We start from the raw sequence: 21,314 nt of genomic DNA on the forward strand, positions 1-21,314 counted from the left end.
TACTATTGCAAAATCTATAATGCAGTTTGACAGAAACTATATCTTAATGACAATTTCTTTGGCGTAAGATCAATCAACTAGTTTTGATAACGACTTATCATAAAACTGAATGTTATTGTCCTTTCCCTGTTCTACTAACTTTAATGCTCTAACAGCTTGATGCAGTATAGTTCTGGCTTCAAGATCTTTACTTGGGAGTAACGTTAATCCAAAAGCACAATTAACAATAAATTGCTCATCCAATACTTTAAAAGGTATCTGTAAAGCAAACTCTAATTGCTTGGTTAATGCTAAAGCAACATCAGCCGCTTTTTCATATTCAGTGGCAATATCTTCATAAAAGATGGCAAATTGAAATTCTTGAATATGAGCAACAAAGTTTCCATCTAGCTTATGTTTTTCTAATCTACGTGCAACAAGGTAAAGAAGTTCATTAATTTTATTTGAATCAGACAGTTGAGCAATATGTTTAAAGCGGTCACAATTGAATGCAATTAACACCCCTTGCTGTCCTTGTTGGTATAAACGTTTATTTTCTACCTCAATATGTAACAACAATTGCTCACGATCAGGCAAGTCAGATTTTTGTTCAATGATTTCACTCTCGACTTTAATATCCGCTAACATATCTTTGTATAAAGAAAGATCTATATGCGTACCAATTACACGTTTAGGGTTACCTTGAGTATCCCATGATACAGTTTGTCCACGACTTAGGATCCAACGGTATTCGCCATTGTAACATTTCATTCGATGGATATTTTCGAAGAAAGAATGAGAACCTGAAAAGTGTGCAGATAAATCTTCAAAAACTTTATATAAATCATCGGGATGAACGCGATGTTCCCACTCTGTAATATCATTAGAAATATTTTCTTTATGAAATCCAAGCATCTCCTTCCAACGTTTTGAAAAGTAAACTTCACCACTATCGACATCCCAATCCCATACGCCGTCTCTTGCACCATTTAAGGCATTCGCCCAACGTTGTTCGCGAACTTCTAAACGGTGAGTATTACTAGAAACATCTGCCACTAGCCGTATAAAAGCACGTTGCAATAAGCCAACTTCACCTAAGCCGGAAACATCGATACTACCTGGATTGTTAATATCGATGGAATTAACCGAAGCGATAAAACGCTTTAATGGAGTAACCACTAAAATATTAATGAGATAGACAAATAAACATAGGGTCGCCAATAATACCAAGGTAAATTTAATTAACCTTAAAATACTCTCATATGCTAAGGCACTGAATGCACTTTTAAGAGAATAACGAATAAATATCACACCATTAAATTTACGGTTTAAACTATTACCTTTGGATATCATCTGTAGTGGTGCGTATACTACTAACTCTTCATTTTCTTTGAATAGTTTAACTATAATTTCATTTTTATTAATAACCCGATCTAATAACTCACCTTGATATTCTTGCAGTTGCAGCTTTGCAAACATGTATTTTTCACGGAAACGATTACTCAAAACTACTTGTTGATTGTTATCAACAACAGCAACGGTTTTAACGTTTTCATTCAGTGCTGCTGTGGAAACAAAATCTTGTGCCTGAGACTTTTCTAATCGCATTAATGAGTTAGATAACGAGGTTTGTAACTGACCGGCAAGGCCTTTTAAATCCTGTTCTGACTTTATATAAAGGTTGGCTTGTTGTTGACGATACTCCATAAACAACACACTGCCCTGTAGCACAATAAAGATAACAATTAACAGTGCTGGCAATAGAATAATCAAAGAAAGGGAACGTAATTTATTCATAAATCGCTCTCTCTAAAATACGTGTTGAAATAAGGCTAGAGATATCTGTTTTAAAACTACCAAGCATACGTTTTTCAATCATGAGATCGCTCAGTTGTTGTGCTTGTAATTCAATACTTGAAGGGGAACCTGATAAACGGAATAAGGCTTGTTTAGCATCAATAAATTGGGTGTTAGCCAACGCATTTTTAAGAATATAAGGATACAACTGTAAGCGAACTGACATAGACGTTAGTGCTTCTGCTGTATGTTTTTGATAAAACAGATGTGCACGATAAAACTGCCTTAAGAATTCTGAAATTTGTAGCTCTTTTTCATTAAATAGATCACCACGTGCAACCAGTACATTAACTATTGGCAAAGATAATTGATTTGAATTAATCAGCTCATGTGCTCCTAAACTAATCAATTGTTGCTTCACTGGCTCTCGCACGATGAGTGCATCAATATTACTGAGTAAATAGGCATCTTTTACTTCATTTTGTTTAACTTCATAGAGTTGAACAGTTTGATTATTAAGGTCTGTCAACGTAAACACTTCATCAAGCAACAATGCCCCAGCCGCTTTATTTTCATAACCAATAGAATGCCATTTTAAATCGTTTAATGATTTAATATCGGGTTTGGCCATCATCGCATCGCCACCTTTAGAACGATCAATCACTGATATTATTTTTAAATCGATACCGAGTGCAACCAAAGTTAAAACTTCATCTAAAGATAAAAAAGCCAAGTCTAACTTTCCTGTCTGAAATGCTTGAATCACACTAGTAGAAGAAGTTAATTCTAATAATGAATATTGTCGCTCATCCAAGTACCCTAATTCATCTGCCAAAAAGGCAAATTCAAAATTTGGCCAAGGGGCTGCGCCCACTGTTAATGGCTTTTGATATGGAGCACAACTTACCAAGGTAAAAAACAAAATAAAAGTCGAGATTAATCTATAAGTAATAAAGTTCATAAAACCATTAGTAATAAAGATGTTTAATAGAGGAAGGATGATTTTACATAGTAATGCGCATAAAAAATAGCGTGTAAAGATTTACACGCTATTTTAATAAATTATTGAGAGTTAAACCGTGTTATGGAGAATAATTACATCATTTGACTGTTTTGCAACGCTTTTATGCGATCTTCCAAAGGCGGATGTGACATAAATAAACTACTTTTCTTCTTACCTGAAATACCAAAGGCCATTAAACTGCCTTCTAATTTAGGCTCTGAATTAAGTTGTAATCGTTTTAACGCCGCGATCATTTTTTCTTTACCTACCAAAGCAGCAGATCCTGAATCAGCACTAAATTCACGTTTACGAGAGTAATACATGACAATGGTACTTGCTAAAATACCGAACACCATCTCTAAGATGAATACAATAATAAAGTAAGAGAAACCGTGACCAGAACTTTCATCGTCATTACTACGCATCGCGTTATCGATAAACCCACCAATTACACGAGCTAGGAAGATAACGAAGGTATTTACTACACCTTGAATTAATGCAAGTGTCACCATATCGCCGTTGGCAACATGACTAATTTCATGTGCCAATACCGCTTCAGCTTCATCTTGAGTCATTTGCTCAAGCAACCCAGTACTCACTGCTACTAATGCACTATTTTTCTTCATTCCTGTTGCAAATGCATTCATATCTGGTGCAGGATAAATAGCAACTTCTGGCATAGCAATGCCTGCTTTAGATGCTTGCTGTTTAACTGTATCGAGTAACCAACGCTCTCTCGCGTTGCTTGGATTAGTGATGACTACTGCACCAGTGCTTTTTTTCGCCATCCATTTTGACATCGCAAGTGAAATAAAAGAACCACCAAAACCAAATACTGTCGCTAATACTAATAAACCGCCCATGCTTCTAGAGTTTAATCCAGTAACAGAGAAAACAATACTTAATACAATACCTAGCACTAATACCACGGCTAAGTTAGTTAATAGGAATAATGCAATACGTTTCATGTTGACCTCAACTTATAAATAACGATTTATCGACATAATATGACTTTATTAAAAAGATGCAAGTAAATATTTATCAAAAATGCGCAGATTTGTCAGTGGAATTTGCACCTTGTAAATTCTGCCGTTACAATCCCTTCCCACTTTTTTAATACTTAAGGAATTACCATGGCTTTAGCTCAAGCGCGTCATATTTTAGTAAGCTCAGAAGAACAATGCATTGCATTAAAAAATGAGATTGAAGCAGGCACTGATTTTGGTTCAGCAGCAAAACAACACTCTTCATGCCCATCTGGTGCGCAAGGTGGTGATCTAGGTGAATTTGGTCCAGGAATGATGGTACCAGAGTTCGATAAAGTTGTTTTTAGTGCACCAGTTGGTGAAGTACAAGGTCCAGTAAAAACACAATTTGGTTACCACTTATTAGAAGTAACTAAACGTAACGATTAATATTTATCGGATATGCAATATAAAAAAACCGCCATTGGCGGTTTTTTTATAAAATTAAATTCTAAGTATTAGTTAACAAAATTAAGTAACCCAATAGAGTTAACAAAAACACATAAAATAGCAACCGGTGCGATCCAACGTAATAAATTAATGACTATAGTAAATTGAACACCACTCAAATTGAGCTCTTCTTTAACCATCTCTTTATTCATTTTCCAACCGACAAACAACGCAATAAATAAACCGCCTAAAGGAAGTAAGATGTTAGCAGTAACATAATCTAAAAATTCAAATAGATTATTGCCCATACCAAAAGATATTTTAGTCCAGTCTTCTCCTGAAAAAGAAAATATCGTGAGTAGCGAGACCAACCAAATACACAGACCCGCAACACAACCAGCTTTAAAACGGGAAAGTCCTTGCCTTTCTGCTAGATAAGCTGCAGTGGGTTCAAGCATTGCAATTGCTGAAGTAAATGCTGCAAACACAATCATGATAAAAAATAGCGAGCCAAACAGATCGCCAAAAGGCATGTTACCAAAAGCCACTGATAAAGATTGGAATAATAAACCAGGGCCAGCAGTGGGCTCTAATCCACTGGCAAATACAATTGGATAAATGGCTAAACCTGCAATGAGTGCAACAATAGTATCTGCAATGGCAATCATCACTGAGGATTTAGCAATTGAAACGTTCTGAGGTAAATAAGCACCGAATACCATCATGATACCAGAAGCCAAGCTCAAGGTGAAAAATGCATGTCCAAGAGCAACTAACACACCTTCAATGGTTAGTTTAGAAAAGTCGACATCAAACATAAAGGAGAATGCTGCATTGAAGTTTCCTACTATCGATGAATAAATCATTATACTAACCAGTAAGAATAAAAGTGCAGGCATTAAATAGCTTACCGCTTTCTCTAAACCTGCTTTTACACCTCTAGTAATAACTATTACCACGCCAATCACAATCAAGGTAGTCCAGAACAGTAATTGATGACTATCAGTAATCAAACCAATAAATAGTTGTTGAATTGCGTCAGTATGTGTACTTGGGTTTGCCGCTGCAGCACTTAACTCACCGGATGCTGCAAAATAAACATAAGCAGCAGCCCAACCTGCAATGACGACATAGAAACTTAATACCAAGAAACCAGCAACAACGCCCATACTACCAATGATTGACCAATACGAAGACCTTTGTGATTCAATGGCACAATGCGCTGCGGCATTAGCAGGTGAAGAGCGACCACGTTTCCCGATCACCACTTCAGCCATCATCACAGGTATACCAATAAACAGAATACAAAGTAGATAAACCAGCACAAACGCACCACCACCGTTTTCTCCCATGATATATGGAAACTTCCAAATATTACCGAGTCCAACGGCTGCGCCTGTAGCGGCAAGAATATACGCGTATCGACTTGACCATCGATTAGATACATTTGAGTCAGTAGTCATCAAAAAACCATATGTAATTAAAAAGGTGGCCTTTATAGACATATCGAATAACAATTACAAGTAGAGTATGGATAACTAAAGGTAATAAAGCATAAAAATTCTGGCGTTAAAGTAAAAAAGTGGAGAAAGGAAGATATTTTCAACTTATTGAGCGAATAAAACGCAGAATGAGTAAGCCATCAGTTTGATTTTATAAAAAATAATTATAGTAACCAAAATAGGATATATCATCGCTGCATTTATTTCGTTGAGCAATAAGCTAACTATGTAGAAACATTACCCAGCGTTTTGAAACGATACCCACTCTTGAGGTTGAGAAGAAAGGCAAGGCGTTAACTTATCTACAGTGACCTTAATGATTTGAAATTGTTTGAACTCTTTACCATTAGAAAAGTGGTGGCATTGGTCAAATAACATGCATAAGCAGAAATTATCTTGTTGTTCTAATACCATATATTTTGCTGATTCCATTTCGCCTGTTGTGGTTAACATCGCCAACTCACCATTATTGTAATGGTTGATGGCCTGTTCAGATGTTTGAAACAACCAGCTTTTAGGCATAATAGGTTTGTGGAACACATCTATCGCAATTAAATGTAAGATAATTTTACAACGAAGTGATTCTTCAAAATGACTTAAAGAATCACTTTCAAATAACTCGATATAGCGCGTCACATCCTCAACCGTAAAAGAGATAACTTGGCTTTCTTGTAAACGCAGCATATTCGATTGATAAACAATTGGAAAAGTGCGGTCACGATCAACAACAGACAATTTACCCTGCTCTTGATCAAATACCCATTGCCACTCTGCCTTTGGAATAAAATCCATCTTGTTTACCTCTTTATGTTAACGTATTAAATATGATTAACGATATTTTTGATCAAGCCAGGACCTTGATAAATAAAACCAGAATAAACTTGTACTAAGCTTGCTCCAGCATTTATTTTTTCTTTTGCAGCCATTACGCTATCAATACCGCCTACACCAATAATTGGAATTTCACCTTTAAGGTGTGCAGCAAACTTGGCGATAACTTCAGTGCTTTTATGTTGTACTGGACGACCACTTAAGCCACCTGCTTCTGCTGCATGTGACATACCTTTAATCATCTCCCTATCAAGGGTTGTATTGGTTGCGATTAAACCATCAATTTTATATTTTAGTAAAGATTGTGCAATAGATTCAATCTCTTCATCATTTAGGTCAGGAGCAACTTTTAACGCGATAGGTACATATTTTTCGTGCTTCTTAGCTAGAGCTTGTTGGCGTTCTTTTAACGACATAAGCAGATCATCTAATGCTTCACCGTATTGTAAACTTCTTAATCCAGGCGTATTAGGCGAAGAAATATTTACAGCAATATAACCTGCATGTGGATAGACCTTTTCCATGCATATTAAATAATCTTCTTTACCTTGTTCAACAGGTGTATGGATATTTTTACCAATATTAATCCCAATAACACCTTTGAATTCGCTGTTTTTAACATTCTCGATTAAATTATCAACACCATCATTATTAAAGCCCATGCGGTTAATAATCCCTTCACCTTCTAATACTCGGAATAAACGCGGTGAAGGATTGCCTGGTTGACCAACGGGAGTCACTGTACCTACTTCAACATGACCAAACCCCATTGCACCGAAAGCATCGATACACTCTGCATTTTTATCTAAACCAGCCGCTAAGCCAACTGAGTTTGGAAAGGTAAGTCCCATTACTGTTACAGGTCGTTGTTGAACTCGTTGTCGGTAGAAAAGATCTAATACGGTACCGTGAGTTAATTTAAGCTGCTTGATTGAAAGATCGTGCGCCTTTTCTGGATTCATTTTGAATAAAAAACTGCGCATAATTCGATATAACATAGTAAGGCCTTATAAGTAGTAGGTAACTGATGATTAACACTTAACTCGTTGTCTAGTATAAACTAGCAAATTGTAGGGCCATAATAACAAATAGCCATGTGCTAAGCATACAACTTTGTGATATTCCTGCATTAATACCTGTCACAGTAATCCATAGTGCATATTGAAAACGATTAAATAAAGATAAGTTGAATGGTTTAAAAAAATCAAAAAAGCAAATAAACCTATTTAATAGGTTTATTGCTAAAAGAAGACGTTGTTAGAGGTTAATTAATGCTTAAAGCTGGATATTGGTAAATACGGGCGCGCCACCCTTTTAACCACGCACTTTCATCACGCGGTGCATTATCGACTCTTCTGGTGAGCATCTGATCTGCGGAGACGGCAAAGTTAAGAAGCAAATCTGAACGTTGGTCGGGCATGTTCAGTAAAACTTGTTTTAATCCCCAGCCTTCTCCTTGGTAACGTTCATCTTCAGCCACTCCTTCACCTTTGAAATTAATATAATCTAATAAAGCAAACGTACCTTCTGGTGTGGCACTAAGTTCATTTACTATTTGACTGATCTTTTGCTTTTCTGTGTCAGTGCTTGAATCTAAGATAACCGGAACGCCCCTTTCAAGACGTTTTATAATAAAGGTTGCTTGAAGGGATAGGGTCGATTCCATTAAGTCTCTTAATTCGGTTAATTGTTCATTATCAAATTTTTCATAAAAGTCAGCCCTATTTTTCCATGGCGCAGTTTTAGCTGTTAATAACCAATCAGGAACGGCAATATTATTATCAACTAAATAGTTTAATAAGGCTGGAAACTGCTCTACATAAGGCCCTTTTTCTTCACTTGGATACCAAATGAAATGACCTATTCCTAGAGAAGGAAAAGCTTCATTTCTATTCCATACGGTAAGGTACTCTTTTTTACCAGCACCTTCATTCTTCCAAATTAAGGTCGCTAACTTATCTATTTGCGATTTAGAAAGAGTAATTGAATATTGTTGCGCTAATAATTTCATTGGAACGAAAATAAAAAGTGGCGCCGTAAGGGACAAAATTAATAACAAAATACGCACGGATAAAAAGCCTGATTTAACTAATAAGTTGAAATTAGAGGCAGCTCTATCGAGAAAGTTCAATAAGTCTAAATATTTAATCATTTAGTTAATCAATTGGTTAATAAGGAGTAAGAAAGGAATTATCTAGACAACAAAATGAAAACTCATACTGTCAATGAGTCGCTCACGTTTTTCTTGTGTTGAAACCTGGCGGTAAGCATCAAGCGCATCACGCTCTTTCGCTGAAGGTTGGTCATAGCCGATAGTATCGTTAATTGATTGCTCTTGTTGTTCAGAAAGTGCTAAAGAAAATGAGGTATTTTCTTTAGCACTGACAGGTACAATGTCTTGTGAAGGTGATGGCTTATCACTTTTTTTTAATTGCGACACATTCCCCGTATTAGCAGGAATGTTATTAGTCGCAAGATTATTGTATATAGCCATCTATCACTCACATTAACAGTAAACTAAAATAAGAGTTTACATTATAGACAATTATTCTCTTCCTGGCAGCTTTTTCCACGTCACCGTGTCACGTAAATACACTGGCGTTGCCGATTCAGGTTCAACTGCTTGGTTATCATTAATCAATAATGTTGCAGCCTTAAGCATAAATTGTGCATCTGGATATAGTATTTCAGTTTGTTGGCATCCTTCAAAGAAAGTTAATAGCTCAGGATAAGCTACCCAGCCGGTACCCACTAAAGTACTAGCCTTTTGTACACTTAACCCTTGTGTTTGATACGTTTCTATTAAAGTCTCGGGCTTTATCACCACTTCTTTTTCTTGTAGTGTCATCACACCATCTTGCTTACAATATTGCGCAAAGTACACCTCACCCATGCGTGCATCTATCGCTGCATAAACGTTATTACAAGTTGGATCATTGACTAATGCTTGTTGAGCCATTGCTTGTAATGTAGAAACACCGACCATTTTTTTCTCTAGACCATAAGCTAGTCCTTGAGCAATACTGATACCAATTCTTACACCAGTAAAACTTCCAGGCCCTTGCCCATACGCAATCACATCAATATCGGCTAAAGTTAGATTCGCTTGTTTCACTACATCATTCACTGTTGGAAGTATTTTTTGGGTATGTTCTCTAGGCGCTAACATAAAGTGATGGGTTGTTGTATCACTTGTTGATAATGCAACAGAGCAAGCTTCTGTTGATGAGTCGATACACAGAATGTTTAATGAAGATGACATAAATCGCCTATTTTATAAATATGAAAATAATATTGTTACTCATAAGAAGTCATTGCATAGCAGAATTAAACATAAAATGACTTTGTGATTAATAACCAACTTTGAAATGGCTGGGTATATTATTCGATTAATCTTAGAAAATCGATCGCTTTATCAATATCTCTGGTACGCGGCATGCAAGGTAAACTATTAAGAAATAGATTGCCATATTTCCGGCTGACTAATCGTGTATCACAGACGATTAATACCCCTTTATCTTGCTCTGCACGAATCAAACGTCCAACACCTTGCTTTAAGGTAATTACAGCTTGTGGTAATTGTACGTCAAAGAATGGGGCTTTACCTCTTAACTCGGCATCTTCCATGCGCGCTTTTAGTAATGGTTCTTCTGGTGACGCAAAAGGAATTTTGTCGATAATCACACAGGACAAAGCTTGTCCTCTTACGTCAACACCTTCCCAAAAACTGCCCGTGGCCACTAACAACGCATTACCGTGACTGACAAACTCATCTAATAAAGCTTGTTTACTTTTCTCTCCTTGGAGTAGCACTGGCAAGGTTAAAGATTCCCTAAAAGCAGTTGCTAATTGATTCATCATAGAGTGACTAGTACACAGAAAAAAACATCGCCCTTTACTCGCCCTGATAACCGGAGATAAAGTTTCAGCTAACTTATTTGCTAAACCAGGAGTCCCTGGCTCGGGTAATAATCGAGGAACGACAAATAAGCTTTGCTGTTGATAGTTAAAAGGACTGCCTAATTGTAAACACTGTGCTCCGGTTAAACCGAGTAATTCTGTAAAATGCGAAAACTCCCCTTTTACCGATAAAGTCGCAGACGTAAAAATCCAACTGGCTTGTTTTTTCTGACATTCAGATTGAAAACGTTGTGCCACACTTAAAGGCGTAATGTTTAATGAAAAATGTTGTTTAGTGCATTCATACCAATAGCTGAATCCACTTTCATTGGTGCTGTTTAGTTTTTCAAAAAGCAAAATATATTGATTAATTTTTTCAAAGCAATGGTCTAATACTTCACTCTTACCCAAACGCTCAGTCACTACTTGCTTTAAAAACGTTAAAACTTGGCGTAACCGCGTTACATGCATTTGCATCGCGCGATCTTTACTTTTATCTCGCCAGCTTCCCGAACCTTTCTCCATGGCAAAGGCTAATCTGAAATCCAAAGATGCGGCTCTTAACTGTTCAGCAGCTTTAGCCATTTGTTTCGCTTCTTTTAATTCTGTGCGATAAACAAAATCAATCTCTTTAGCTAATTCGGTTAATTGCTTACTAGAAAGCATTTCGCCAAAATATTGACTCGCAATATCAGGTAACTGATGCGCTTCATCAAAAATGTAAGTATCTGCATCCGGAATTAACTTGCCGAACCCCGTTTCTTTAACGGCAAGATCAGCAAAAAACAGATGGTGATTGATAACGATTACATCGGCATCCATAGCCTTGGTCCTTGCTTTTACTACAAAACAGTCTTCAAAACTTGGACATTCACGCCCTAAACAGTTGTCATTACTACTAGTAATTGAAGGTATAATCATTGCATCTTCAGGTAAATTATTTACTTCAGCAATATCCCCTGTAACCGTGCTCACAGACCATTCTTTAATGGCGACTAATTCACTGTGAAGGTTCGGTTGTTTAAACCGTGTTTCAAGCATGTACCGATTTAAACGTTCAGTACATAAATAATTGCCACGACCTTTCAACAAAGTGCAATGACCAGTAAATTGAGTCGCTTTTAATAAAGTAGGCAGGTCTTTAAAATAGAGTTGCTCTTGTAATGCTTTGCTTCCAGTGGAAATGATTAACTTTTGTGACAGGCTTTTATCAAGATTTAATAAAGCCGGAGCTAAATAAGCAAAGGTTTTGCCTGTCCCCGTCTCAGCTTCAACTACCACTGATTGTTTTTGTTTAATCGCAGTATCAATGGATTCCGCCATTTTTACTTGTGCATCACGTCCTCGGAAATGTGGCAAGATAGCGGCAAGCGCGCCTGTAGGTGAAAAAAATGATGCAATCAAATCAATAAGCTCTTCAGTAATAGCGATTTAAAATGTTGATTATAATTTTCAACATAGATTAATAAACTTGATTCTACGTTATTTCATCCTCACTGAATATCTATTGCAACGTATTAACAAATAATTTACTTCAAAGTATTACTTTAATTTTAAACCGTATAATACGCAGTAAATAATTAGTTTTTAATACTTTATTGATGATGATTAACGCTTTTTATTTTTTCTCAGAGTCTTTACAATAGCCGTCATTGATAAGAGGAATCACAATGAACCGTAAAAAGAAGATAAATAGCATTTTAAAGAAACGTCTGAAGAAAATTAATGCTAAAAATGCACCTGCAAGCAAAGAGAAATATATCTCTAAAGCAGAGAGAGCTAAATTAGAAGCAGAAGAACAAACGACTACGGACATTGAAGCAACGGCTAATTAACATCAATAGTTGCCGCAGATATACCACCTAGATTTTGCTGGGGAGCTTTCATTGAATGATTAACTTTTTCAATCAAGGCCCTTCTAGATATTCCCCCCTGTTTGTTAATAAACCCATTTTTTCTTACATATAATGTTTAAGCTATTTTTTTAAATTGCTTAACACCAAATCGACACTTCTTATTTTACAAATAATCCACATTTTCAACTAAAAACCAATCAATTTTAATTTTTGGCTTGTTAATTGCTAGTATTTAGTTAGATATATAACGACAAATTTAAGTCACCCTATTTTAAAATAGTTTTTAAAGATGTCGCGAATTTAACGCATACATAGAGTGATAATGCTTGCATTATCCTTATCAATGCTAAACGCATGGATGATTAATGATGAAAAAAATCACAGCTTTATTATCTGTCGCCATCTTGTCTGGTTGTGCCAACTTTGGTCAACAAGAGGTGGTTGTAGATGAAAACTCAGAAACAACAGAGATAATTCCAGAAGAAACTGGCCGTCAAATAACACAAAGAGATAAAGACGAAACGCCAGTACCCGGTGACCCCTATTACTCTCCAGTGGAGCCTAGCAAAGCACCGATACCAGTACAAATTACAGGCTCTTTATTCAATGACAGTACTTCTACTGACTTGTATAGCTACTCACCAAAGTTTAACGTGGGTGACATCATCAATGTTGTATTAGAAGAGGAAACAGTTGCCACTAAATCGGCCAGCACTAACCTCTCTAATGATAATACTTACAACCTTGATCCGATTAAAATACCGGGTGGTAACCTCACGGTCAATGACAAAGAAGTGGAGTTAGGAGTTAGCCAAGACCAAAGCTTTGGTGGTGAATCGGGCAGCAGTCAAAGCCATAGTTTAAGTGCGCAAATAACGGTATCGGTAATTGAAGTATTAAATAACGGTAATTTATTAGTACGTGGTGAAAAATGGTTGTTAATCAATAACGGTAAAGAATATATCCGTCTTACAGGCATTATAAGACCAAGAGATGTAACGGAAGATAATTCCGTCGACTCTTATCAAGTGGCAGACAGTCGGATAGAGTTTAGTGCAACTGGGGAACATGCTGAAATGCAAACACGTGGTTGGTTATCATCTTTATTTAGCGGCAGTTTATGGCCAATCTAGAGGTAATTAAATGAAATTGACTAAAAAACTATTGCCGCTACTTATACTTAGCTCTTTTACTGCTAATGCACAATGGTATTCAAGTGAAGGTAGAGCAGTATTAAATGAACAAGATATAGACCAATCGCGTACCAATGCCATCTCTGATGCGATGGTGACGGTTTTGCGTTCGGCAGGCACCAGTGCAGAGAGTGTACAAGTAATACAAGAAGGTGTTTTAGAAGTTGATAAGCTAATGCTTAAGACCAATGGTGAAATCCACGATATGCGTATTGTTCACGAAGAGATCATTGGTGGTTATTATACGGTCGAAGTAGAAGCTGATATCTACCCTTTTTCGACTTGCCCGCAAGAGAAATATGCAAAAAGCATTTTTGTTGGCCCATTTAATTTAGAAGATCGCAAAGATGCTCAACTAGGTGCCATTTATAATAGTGATGAAGTCATTACAAAACGGCTATTTAAAGAGCTAAAAGGAGAATCAAATAAATTAGATCCTAGACATGTCATGACACAACAAATTGCCTTTACTAATAACAGTGAAGGTGATGTTGAATTACAAACATTAAAAGTAGCCAAAGATGTAGCCGCTAAATATGATGTTCAATATCTGGTCTTTGGTGTATTAAAAGATATGTCAGACTACTATGAAACAACGACTTACACATTCAGCGAAGAGACGGTACATAAACGTAACTTTAAAATGCAGGTCTATTTAGTTGATGCAATTAATCAGCTTACTCTATTCCAAAAAGAATATGCAGCGATTAGTCAATGGCCTTATGAATTAACACAACGTTTTGATCCTAACAGTTTATCTTTTTGGCAAACAGATTATGGGTATGCTATCGATCTTAAAATAAATGAAGCAGTAAGAGATGTGAGACAAGCACTTTATTGTCAGCCAACGATGGCGACAATTATCGCTAAATACAACGATCAACTAGTGATGAACCTAGGACATCGCAATGGTGTTAAAAAAGGAGATAAATTTCAGCTAATCCGTAGCCAATTTCTTTCTCATCAAACATCACAACTTCCAAACTCAATTTTTATGCCTGATGACATATTATTGTCTGTTGTATCAGTACAAGCAGATCGTGCCATATTAAAAACCAACGACCCTATTGATATGAGCAATATTCAAATAAGAGATATGTTAACCCCTGCAGATCAAATGACGCTGCAGCGCTTGCAACACAAAATTACGGCAAATAATCCTACCAACAGGAGTGTATACTAATGTCAACAATCACCAGTGCAGCAAGCAGCCTGCAAAGCTTATCCAGTAGTTTAGATTCAAAAGGTACTGCGACTGCTAGTCAGTTACTTGGAGAGAACTTTGAAAACATCTTGTCTTCGGAAATACAAGGTAAAGAATCACTATTAACAGCAAGTACAGGTAACATTAAAGACAGCCTTGAAGGTGTATTTAATGAACTAAAATTAGGTATTGCCACCTCTTTTGTTGCTGGACTTTCTGGTGATGATAGCGCGACATCAACCGGAGAAAGTACTGACACAGCAGAAACAGATAGTACGCTTGAACAAGCTACTAATACGGAAAGTTCTGAGGCACTAGCTTCTGATTCTGAACAAGATGAAACAACTGCTGAAGAATCAGAATTAAGTGCATTAGATATTCAACAAACAGCAGATGATGCTGTAGACACTTTACAATCAGCATCCCTTGATAGCATCTCAATTGAATCAGAGACTAAAAATGCCATTTCAATGTTGCAAGAAAAGCTGCGTGAAAGCATGGAAGGTAAATAGATGAGCATTCAATGAGTAGTGATTTAATTATAAACTGCTCTTTTATATTAAATATATCTTAGATATACACAAAAAACAGTTCACATTTAAAGTTTAGATTGGTACTCTAATCGCAATTAAATTTTAAAGAGTTTTAAATCACAATGAATAATGACATTCTGAAAGCACATCATCATCATATTACCTAATCTTTCAGGATTTTTTCTTGGAAGAGATGTTACGTGCTTCCAGTGGTTAACCAAATACAAACCCTCGGAAGTAAAATCCCGGGGGTTTTTTAGTTTTAAAAGGAAGGAAAAATAGTTATGCCAGAGCAACGTTTAAGAATTGCGATACAGAAGAAAGGCCGTTTAAGTGATGATACGGTTAAATTATTAAAAGCATGTGGAATCAAAGTTAATCTGAACACTCAACGTTTAATTGCACACAGTGAAAACATGCCAATTGATATTCTTCGTGTTCGTGATGACGATATTCCAGGTTTAGTGATGGATGGTGTCGTAGATTTAGGTTTTATTGGTCAAAATGTACTTGAAGAAGAAAGCATGATGCGCCAAGTAGCTAATGAACCAACTGCTCATAAAGTAGTGAAAGAACTAGCTTTTGGTGAATGTCGCTTCTCACTAGCTGTAGACAATGATTTTGATTACCAAGGTGTTCAATCATTAGCAAACATGCGTATTGCAACTACTTACGTTCACATCCTAAAACGTTTTATGGAAGAAGCTAACGTACCTTACACATCTTGTATGTTAACAGGTTCTGTAGAAGTTGCTCCGCGCGCTGGTTTAGCTGATGCGATTTGTGACCTTGTTTCTACAGGTGCAACGTTAGAAGCAAACGGTCTTAAAGAAGTAGAAGTGATCTATCGCTCTACCGCAGTATTAATGCAACGTGATGAAGCTCTGAGTGATGACAAGCAAGAACTAGTAAACCGAATTCTTACTCGTATTGACGGAGTACAAACAGCTAAAGAATCAAAATACATCATGCTTAATGCTCCAAAAGCGAATTTAACTGAGATTACTAACCTACTACCTGGTTCTGATTTACCAACGGTAATGGAATTAGCAGGTAGCACAGATCACGTAGCACTGCATGTAGTAAGTAAAGAAAACCTTTTCTGGGAAACAATGGAGCAATTGAAAGCACTAGGTGCAAGTTCAATTCTCGTATTACCTATTGAAAAAATGATGGAGTAGTCCAAACCATGGGAATGCAAACAGTCAACTGGGAACAATTAACATCTGATCAGCAAGCAGAATTGCTTGCTCGACCAGCAATGGCAGATTCATCAGGTTTAACGGGGACTGTTGCTGATATCATCGCTAATATTCGTCAACAAGGTGACCAAGCTTTATTGGAATACACTAAACGTTTTGACAAATTAGAGGGTGATAATATCACCCTGAACACGAGTGATATTGAAGCAGCAACCGCACGTTTAGATGATGATATTAAAGATGCAATTAAAGTAGCTTATCAACAAGTTGTTAAATTTCATCAGGCACAACAGCAGGATGTTATTCGTGTTGAAACCATGCCAGGCGTAGTATGTGAAATGCATACGCAAGCAATTGAATCAGTTGGCTTGTATATCCCTGGTGGAAGTGCCCCGCTACCTTCAACAGTAATTATGACCGGTGCACCAGCACAAATTGCAGGCTGCTCACGTTTAGTACTGTGTTCTCCACCGCCATTAGCTGATGAGATACTATATGCAGCGTCACTATGTGGTGTTACAGAAATCTACTCTGTAGGCGGTGCACAAGCTATTGCGGCATTAGCTTACGGAACAGAAACAATCAAAGCGGTTGATAAAATATTCGGTCCAGGTAACTCATTTGTTACCGAAGCAAAACGTCAAGTAAGTAATGATTTTGCTGGTGCAGCTATCGATATGCCTGCCGGGCCATCAGAAGTATTAGTTATTGCAGATGAAGATGCAGATCCTGCTTTCATTGCATCTGACTTGTTATCACAAGCAGAACATGGTCATGACTCACAAACTATTTTAGTCACACCAAGTGCATTTATTGCAGAGCAAACTGCGATTGAAATCGATAGTCAATTAGCGGTATTAGAGAGACGTGAGATCGCTGAAAAAGCCATTGCTAATAGTGTTAGTATTGTTTGCAAAGATATTCAGCAAGCGATTAAAATTTCAAATCGTTATGCACCTGAGCATTTGATCGTACAAACTGAAAATCCAAGAGAGATTCAACCGCAACTTAAAAATGCGGGTTCTATCTTCTTAGGCGCATGGACACCTGAATCAGTAGGTGATTATGCAAGCGGCACTAATCATGTATTGCCGACTTACGGTTACACTAAAACCTATTCAAGTTTAGGCTTAGCTGATTTTGTAAAACGTTACACAGTTCAAGAACTAACACAACAAGGTTTGCGTAATCTAGCGCCAGCAGTAACTCGCTTAGCAGCGGCTGAAGGATTAACTGCACACAAACGTGCAGTAACCATTCGCATGGAAAAATTAGATAAGTAATAGACTATCGCCTGAGTAGTTCGCTGCTCAGGCATTCGTTAGGGAAGAAGGATCACGATGAGTAATATAATAAAGCTTGCTAGAAAAACCGTACAAGCGTTAACCCCTTACCTTTCAGCCCGCCGTATTGGTGGCAAAGGAGATGTTTGGTTAAATGCGAATGAAGCTCCTGACTGCAGTGACTACCAACTAGATTCATCACACCTCAATCGTTACCCAGAATTTCAACCACCTCAAATCATTAATGCCTACGCAGCTTATTCCAAGCTTAATACAGACCAAATATTAACAACTCGCGGTGCCGATGAGAGTATCGAAGTGTTAATCAGAACATTTTGCGAAGCAGATCTAGATAGCATCTTAATTTGTCCTCCTACTTATGGAATGTATGCGATCAGCGCTGAAACATGTGGTGTAGGTGTTAAAGAAGTTGCACTACAAACTAATTATGATGTTGATTATGAAGCAGTTAAACAAGCGGTATTAGACTCTGAAGGACGCATTAAAATCGTTTTCCTTTGTGCACCGAATAATCCAACTGGTAATATGCTAGATCAACAGAAGTTAGCCGATCTATTAACTGCAACCGAAGGCAAAGCATTAATCGTTGCCGATGAAGCTTATATCGAATTCTGTCCTGAGTTTACCCAAACCAGCTTAATTACGAAACATGAAAACTTAGTTATTACACGTACCCTTTCTAAAGCATTTGCACTTGCATCAATTCGTTGTGGTTTTACCTTAGCGCAAGCAAGTGTAATCGAAATGATGGCTAAGGTTATTGCTCCTTATCCAGTACCTGGTCCCGTTGCACAGATTGCTGCACAAGCACTCTCTGCTCAGGGTTTAGAAGTGATGCGTGACAGAGTAGTCGTATTAAATAATAACCGACAAGTACTTGCTAATGCAGTCAATCAACTAGACTGCGTCACTGAAGTATTCCCTACTACAGGTAATTTTCTATTAGTACGTTTTAAAGATTCAGCTAAAGTGTTTAAGGCTTTTGCAGATGACGGTATTATTATGCGCGACTTTGCCAATAAACCACGTTTAGAAAATTGTATTCGCATTACTATCGGTACTAGCGAAGAAATGAACAAAACTTTAAATACATTAAGAGCACTGTAGGAACCCCATTATGAGTACACAAAAATTTCTATTCATCGACCGAGATGGGACATTAATTGATGAGCCTATCAGTGATAAACAAGTAGATAGCCTTGAAAAACTGGTTTTTGAACCTTTCGTGATTCCAAGTCTATTAGCATTACAAGATGCCGGTTTCATCTTGGTCATTGTATCTAACCAAGATGGTTTAGGAACAGACAGCTATCCACAAAGTGACTTCGATATTCCACAAAATAAAATGATGGATATTTTCGCTTCTCAAGGTGTTAAATTCGAATCTACTTTGTTATGTCCACACTTTCCTGAAGACAACTGTCATTGCCGTAAACCACACCTTGGTATGGTTAAAGAGTACTTACAGTCTGGCCGCATTGACCATAAAAACTCTTATGTAATCGGTGACCGTGAAACCGATATTGGTTTAGCTGAAAATATGGCGATTACTGGAATTCTTTATAATAAAGAAACTAATGGCTGGAAAGATATTGTTCATCAACTAACGTCACGTGGCCGCACTGCTTCGGTTACTCGTACCACAAAAGAGACTGATATCAACGTATTCGTTGATTTAGACAAAACGGGTGAAAATAAGATTGATACTGGTATGGGATTCTTTGACCATATGCTAGATCAAATTGCCACTCATGGTGGTTTCCAAATGAATGTCAGTGTTAAAGGCGATTTGCATATTGATGATCATCACAGTGTTGAAGACACAGCATTAGCACTAGGTGATGCGCTAGATAAGGCATTAGGTGATAAGCGTGGTATTGGCCGTTTTGGTTTCGTACTACCTATGGATGAAACAAAAGCCAGTTGTACTTTAGATTTATCTGGTCGTCCTTTCCTGAAGTTTAAAGCTGATTTTCCACGTGAGTTAGTGGGTACTATGTCAACTGAAATGGTTGAACATTTTTTCTACTCATTATCACAGGCAATGCGTGCAACTTTACACTTAGAAGTTGAAAATGGTAATGCACACCACATGGTTGAAGGATTATTCAAAACATTTGGTCGTACATTACGTCAAAGCATACAAATTATTGGAACAGATCTTCCTTCAAGTAAAGGTGTTTTATGATAGTTATCATTGATACAGGTTGCGCTAACTTATCTTCGGTATTATTTGCCATTGAACGTTTAGGTTACGAAGTAACCATCAGTAAAGATCCAGCGGTATTGCAACAAGCAGATAAGTTATTCTTACCTGGTGTAGGTACTGCTAAAGAAGCGATGAATAACTTAATTGAGCGTGATTTAGTAGAAGAAATCAAAAAGTTAACTCAACCTGTGTTAGGCATTTGTTTAGGTATGCAAATGTTAGCAGAAGGAAGCGAAGAAGGTTTTGCTGAAGAAACTGTGATCAACACTCTTGGTTTAGTGGACGGTTTTGTCGAAAAAATGGATGTTGCTCCATTACGTTCACCACATATGGGCTGGAATCAAATTACACCTAAGTTAGATGAACCTTTATTCAAAGATATTCCTGCCGGTAGTTATTTCTATTTTGTTCATAGTTATGCTTTACCTGTGAATGAAAATACTATTGCTAGCTGTGAGTACGGTACACCTTTCACTGCAGCAGTGAATAAAGATAACTTTTATGGTGTTCAATTCCATCCAGAGCGTTCAGGGAAAGCAGGCGCACAACTTATTAAAAACTTTTTGGAGCTTTAAACATGATAATTCCAGCACTCGACCTAATTGACGGTAAAGTCGTTCGTTTATACCAAGGCGATTACGATCAAAAAACCGTTTACAGCGATGACCCACAAAGCTTATACACCATTTATAACGAACAAGGTGCAAACTGGTTGCACCTTGTTGATTTAGATGGTGCTAAAGATATTACTAAGCGTCAACTATCTGTCATTGAAAGCTTAATCAAAAATACGCCTGCTAAAGTACAAGTAGGTGGAGGCGTGCGCACTGAAGAAGATGTTAAAGGTCTTTTAGATACAGGTGCTCACCGTGTGGTAATTGGTTCAACAGCTGTTAAAGAGCCTGAAATGGTTGCTGGATGGATGGAAAAATATGGACCAGAGCATATTGTACTAGCACTAGACATTAATATTGATCAACAGGGTAACAAAATTGTTGCTGTATCAGGTTGGCAAGAAGACAGTGGCCAAACGATTGAGTCGCTATTGGACATCTACCTTAAAGTTGGTTTAAAACACGTTCTCTGCACAGATATTTCTAAAGATGGAACATTAACAGGCTCTAATGTTGATTTGTATAAAGAGATGGCTGTCGCTTTTCCGAGTGTGTCTTGGCAAGCTTCTGGCGGTATCGGATCATTAGACGATATTGCTGATGTTGCCCGCTCAGGTGCTCAAGGAATGATTGTGGGACGCGCTTTATTAGAAGGCAAATTTACGGTAGAAGAAGCAATTAATTGCTGGCAGAACGCTTAAGTAGTTTTTGTTATATTCTTTCTGTTATATGAAAAGAAAAGCTAAAAAAAGGCGCTATTTTTAATAGCGCC

The 21,314-nt window shown here is 37.2% G+C and carries 21 protein-coding genes; 11 read left to right on the forward strand and 10 right to left on the reverse strand.

What is annotated here, in order from left to right; translation table 11 throughout:
• Positions 1-69 precede the first annotated feature (69 nt).
• From OW492_RS02240 to htpX, 3 genes are all read right to left on the reverse strand, one after another.
• Positions 70-1,776, reverse strand: coding sequence for a PAS domain-containing protein (locus OW492_RS02240; RefSeq protein ID WP_290038131.1), 1,707 nt, complete (start codon positions 1,774-1,776; stop codon positions 70-72).
• Entirely contained in the window at positions 1,769-2,737 is a 969-nt protein-coding gene (locus OW492_RS02245) for an ABC transporter substrate-binding protein (RefSeq protein WP_290038133.1), read from the reverse strand. The genes OW492_RS02240 and OW492_RS02245 overlap by 8 nt, the downstream gene beginning before the upstream one ends.
• A 134-nt stretch (positions 2,738-2,871) precedes the next feature.
• Positions 2,872-3,747 carry a protease HtpX gene (htpX, locus tag OW492_RS02250; RefSeq protein ID WP_290038134.1) on the reverse strand — a complete coding sequence of 292 codons (876 nt, stop codon included), beginning with the start codon at positions 3,745-3,747 and terminating at the stop codon, positions 2,872-2,874.
• A gap of 165 nt (positions 3,748-3,912) precedes the next feature.
• On the opposite strand from htpX, the gene OW492_RS02255 reads away from it, so the two are divergent.
• A complete protein-coding gene (locus tag OW492_RS02255; RefSeq protein WP_290038136.1) occupies positions 3,913-4,194 on the forward strand; it encodes a peptidylprolyl isomerase in 282 nt (93 codons plus the stop codon).
• A 68-nt stretch (positions 4,195-4,262) separates the two neighbouring features.
• On the opposite strand, the gene OW492_RS02260 is transcribed toward OW492_RS02255, so the two are convergent.
• From OW492_RS02260 to OW492_RS02290, 7 genes are all read right to left on the reverse strand, one after another.
• Positions 4,263-5,657, reverse strand: coding sequence for a sodium-dependent transporter (locus tag OW492_RS02260; protein WP_290038138.1), 1,395 nt, complete (start codon positions 5,655-5,657; stop codon positions 4,263-4,265).
• A gap of 276 nt (positions 5,658-5,933) precedes the next feature.
• Positions 5,934-6,488 carry a cell division protein ZapC domain-containing protein gene (locus OW492_RS02265; protein WP_290038139.1) on the reverse strand — a complete coding sequence of 185 codons (555 nt, stop codon included), beginning with the start codon at positions 6,486-6,488 and terminating at the stop codon, positions 5,934-5,936.
• Positions 6,489-6,514: 26 nt separating this feature from the next.
• Positions 6,515-7,525 carry a quinone-dependent dihydroorotate dehydrogenase gene (pyrD, locus tag OW492_RS02270; RefSeq protein ID WP_290038140.1) on the reverse strand — a complete coding sequence of 337 codons (1,011 nt, stop codon included), beginning with the start codon at positions 7,523-7,525 and terminating at the stop codon, positions 6,515-6,517.
• A 266-nt stretch (positions 7,526-7,791) separates the two neighbouring features.
• Positions 7,792-8,679 (reverse strand): hypothetical protein, encoded by an 888-nt coding sequence (locus OW492_RS02275; protein ID WP_290038141.1) that lies wholly within the window; start codon positions 8,677-8,679, stop codon positions 7,792-7,794.
• A 42-nt stretch (positions 8,680-8,721) separates the two neighbouring features.
• A complete protein-coding gene (locus OW492_RS02280; protein ID WP_290038142.1) occupies positions 8,722-9,021 on the reverse strand; it encodes a hypothetical protein in 300 nt (99 codons plus the stop codon).
• 51 nt (positions 9,022-9,072) lie between these two features.
• On the reverse strand, positions 9,073-9,789 hold the full coding sequence (gene tsaB, locus OW492_RS02285; RefSeq protein WP_290038143.1) for a tRNA (adenosine(37)-N6)-threonylcarbamoyltransferase complex dimerization subunit type 1 TsaB: 717 nt from the start codon (positions 9,787-9,789) through the stop codon (positions 9,073-9,075).
• Between the two features lie 119 nt (positions 9,790-9,908).
• Entirely contained in the window at positions 9,909-11,831 is a 1,923-nt protein-coding gene (locus tag OW492_RS02290) for an ATP-dependent DNA helicase (RefSeq protein ID WP_290038144.1), read from the reverse strand.
• Positions 11,832-12,097: 266 nt separating this feature from the next.
• Here OW492_RS02290 and OW492_RS02295 point away from each other — a divergent pair, with 266 nt between their 5' ends.
• From OW492_RS02295 to hisA, 10 genes are all read left to right on the forward strand, one after another.
• On the forward strand, positions 12,098-12,262 hold the full coding sequence (locus OW492_RS02295) for a DUF2986 domain-containing protein (RefSeq protein WP_290038146.1): 165 nt from the start codon (positions 12,098-12,100) through the stop codon (positions 12,260-12,262).
• A 386-nt stretch (positions 12,263-12,648) separates the two neighbouring features.
• Complete coding sequence (locus tag OW492_RS02300) at positions 12,649-13,416, forward strand: flagellar basal body L-ring protein FlgH (RefSeq protein ID WP_290038147.1); 768 nt, start codon at positions 12,649-12,651, stop codon at positions 13,414-13,416.
• Positions 13,417-13,426: 10 nt separating this feature from the next.
• Positions 13,427-14,659 carry a flagellar assembly protein T N-terminal domain-containing protein gene (locus OW492_RS02305; protein ID WP_290038150.1) on the forward strand — a complete coding sequence of 411 codons (1,233 nt, stop codon included), beginning with the start codon at positions 13,427-13,429 and terminating at the stop codon, positions 14,657-14,659.
• Complete coding sequence (locus OW492_RS02310) at positions 14,659-15,192, forward strand: hypothetical protein (RefSeq protein WP_290038152.1); 534 nt, start codon at positions 14,659-14,661, stop codon at positions 15,190-15,192. Before OW492_RS02305 ends, OW492_RS02310 begins: the two co-directional genes overlap by 1 nt.
• Before the next feature lie 305 nt (positions 15,193-15,497).
• Entirely contained in the window at positions 15,498-16,394 is an 897-nt protein-coding gene (gene hisG, locus OW492_RS02315; RefSeq protein ID WP_290038154.1) for an ATP phosphoribosyltransferase, read from the forward strand.
• 14 nt (positions 16,395-16,408) lie between these two features.
• Complete coding sequence (gene hisD / locus OW492_RS02320) at positions 16,409-17,698, forward strand: histidinol dehydrogenase (RefSeq protein WP_290038330.1); 1,290 nt, start codon at positions 16,409-16,411, stop codon at positions 17,696-17,698.
• A 57-nt stretch (positions 17,699-17,755) separates the two neighbouring features.
• Positions 17,756-18,826, forward strand: coding sequence for a histidinol-phosphate transaminase (gene hisC, locus OW492_RS02325; RefSeq protein ID WP_290038155.1), 1,071 nt, complete (start codon positions 17,756-17,758; stop codon positions 18,824-18,826).
• Positions 18,827-18,836: 10 nt separating this feature from the next.
• Positions 18,837-19,907, forward strand: a complete 1,071-nt coding sequence (hisB, locus tag OW492_RS02330) for a bifunctional histidinol-phosphatase/imidazoleglycerol-phosphate dehydratase HisB (protein ID WP_290038156.1) — start codon at positions 18,837-18,839, stop codon at positions 19,905-19,907.
• A complete protein-coding gene (gene hisH, locus OW492_RS02335) occupies positions 19,904-20,503 on the forward strand; it encodes an imidazole glycerol phosphate synthase subunit HisH (RefSeq protein ID WP_290038157.1) in 600 nt (199 codons plus the stop codon). The genes hisB and hisH overlap by 4 nt, the downstream gene beginning before the upstream one ends.
• Before the next feature lie 2 nt (positions 20,504-20,505).
• Positions 20,506-21,243 carry a 1-(5-phosphoribosyl)-5-[(5-phosphoribosylamino)methylideneamino]imidazole-4-carboxamide isomerase gene (gene hisA, locus OW492_RS02340; protein ID WP_290038158.1) on the forward strand — a complete coding sequence of 246 codons (738 nt, stop codon included), beginning with the start codon at positions 20,506-20,508 and terminating at the stop codon, positions 21,241-21,243.
• Positions 21,244-21,314 lie beyond the last annotated feature (71 nt).

This window comes from Psychromonas sp. 14N.309.X.WAT.B.A12 (assembly GCF_030397575.1).
Taxonomy (GTDB): Bacteria; Pseudomonadota; Gammaproteobacteria; order Enterobacterales; family Psychromonadaceae; genus Psychromonas.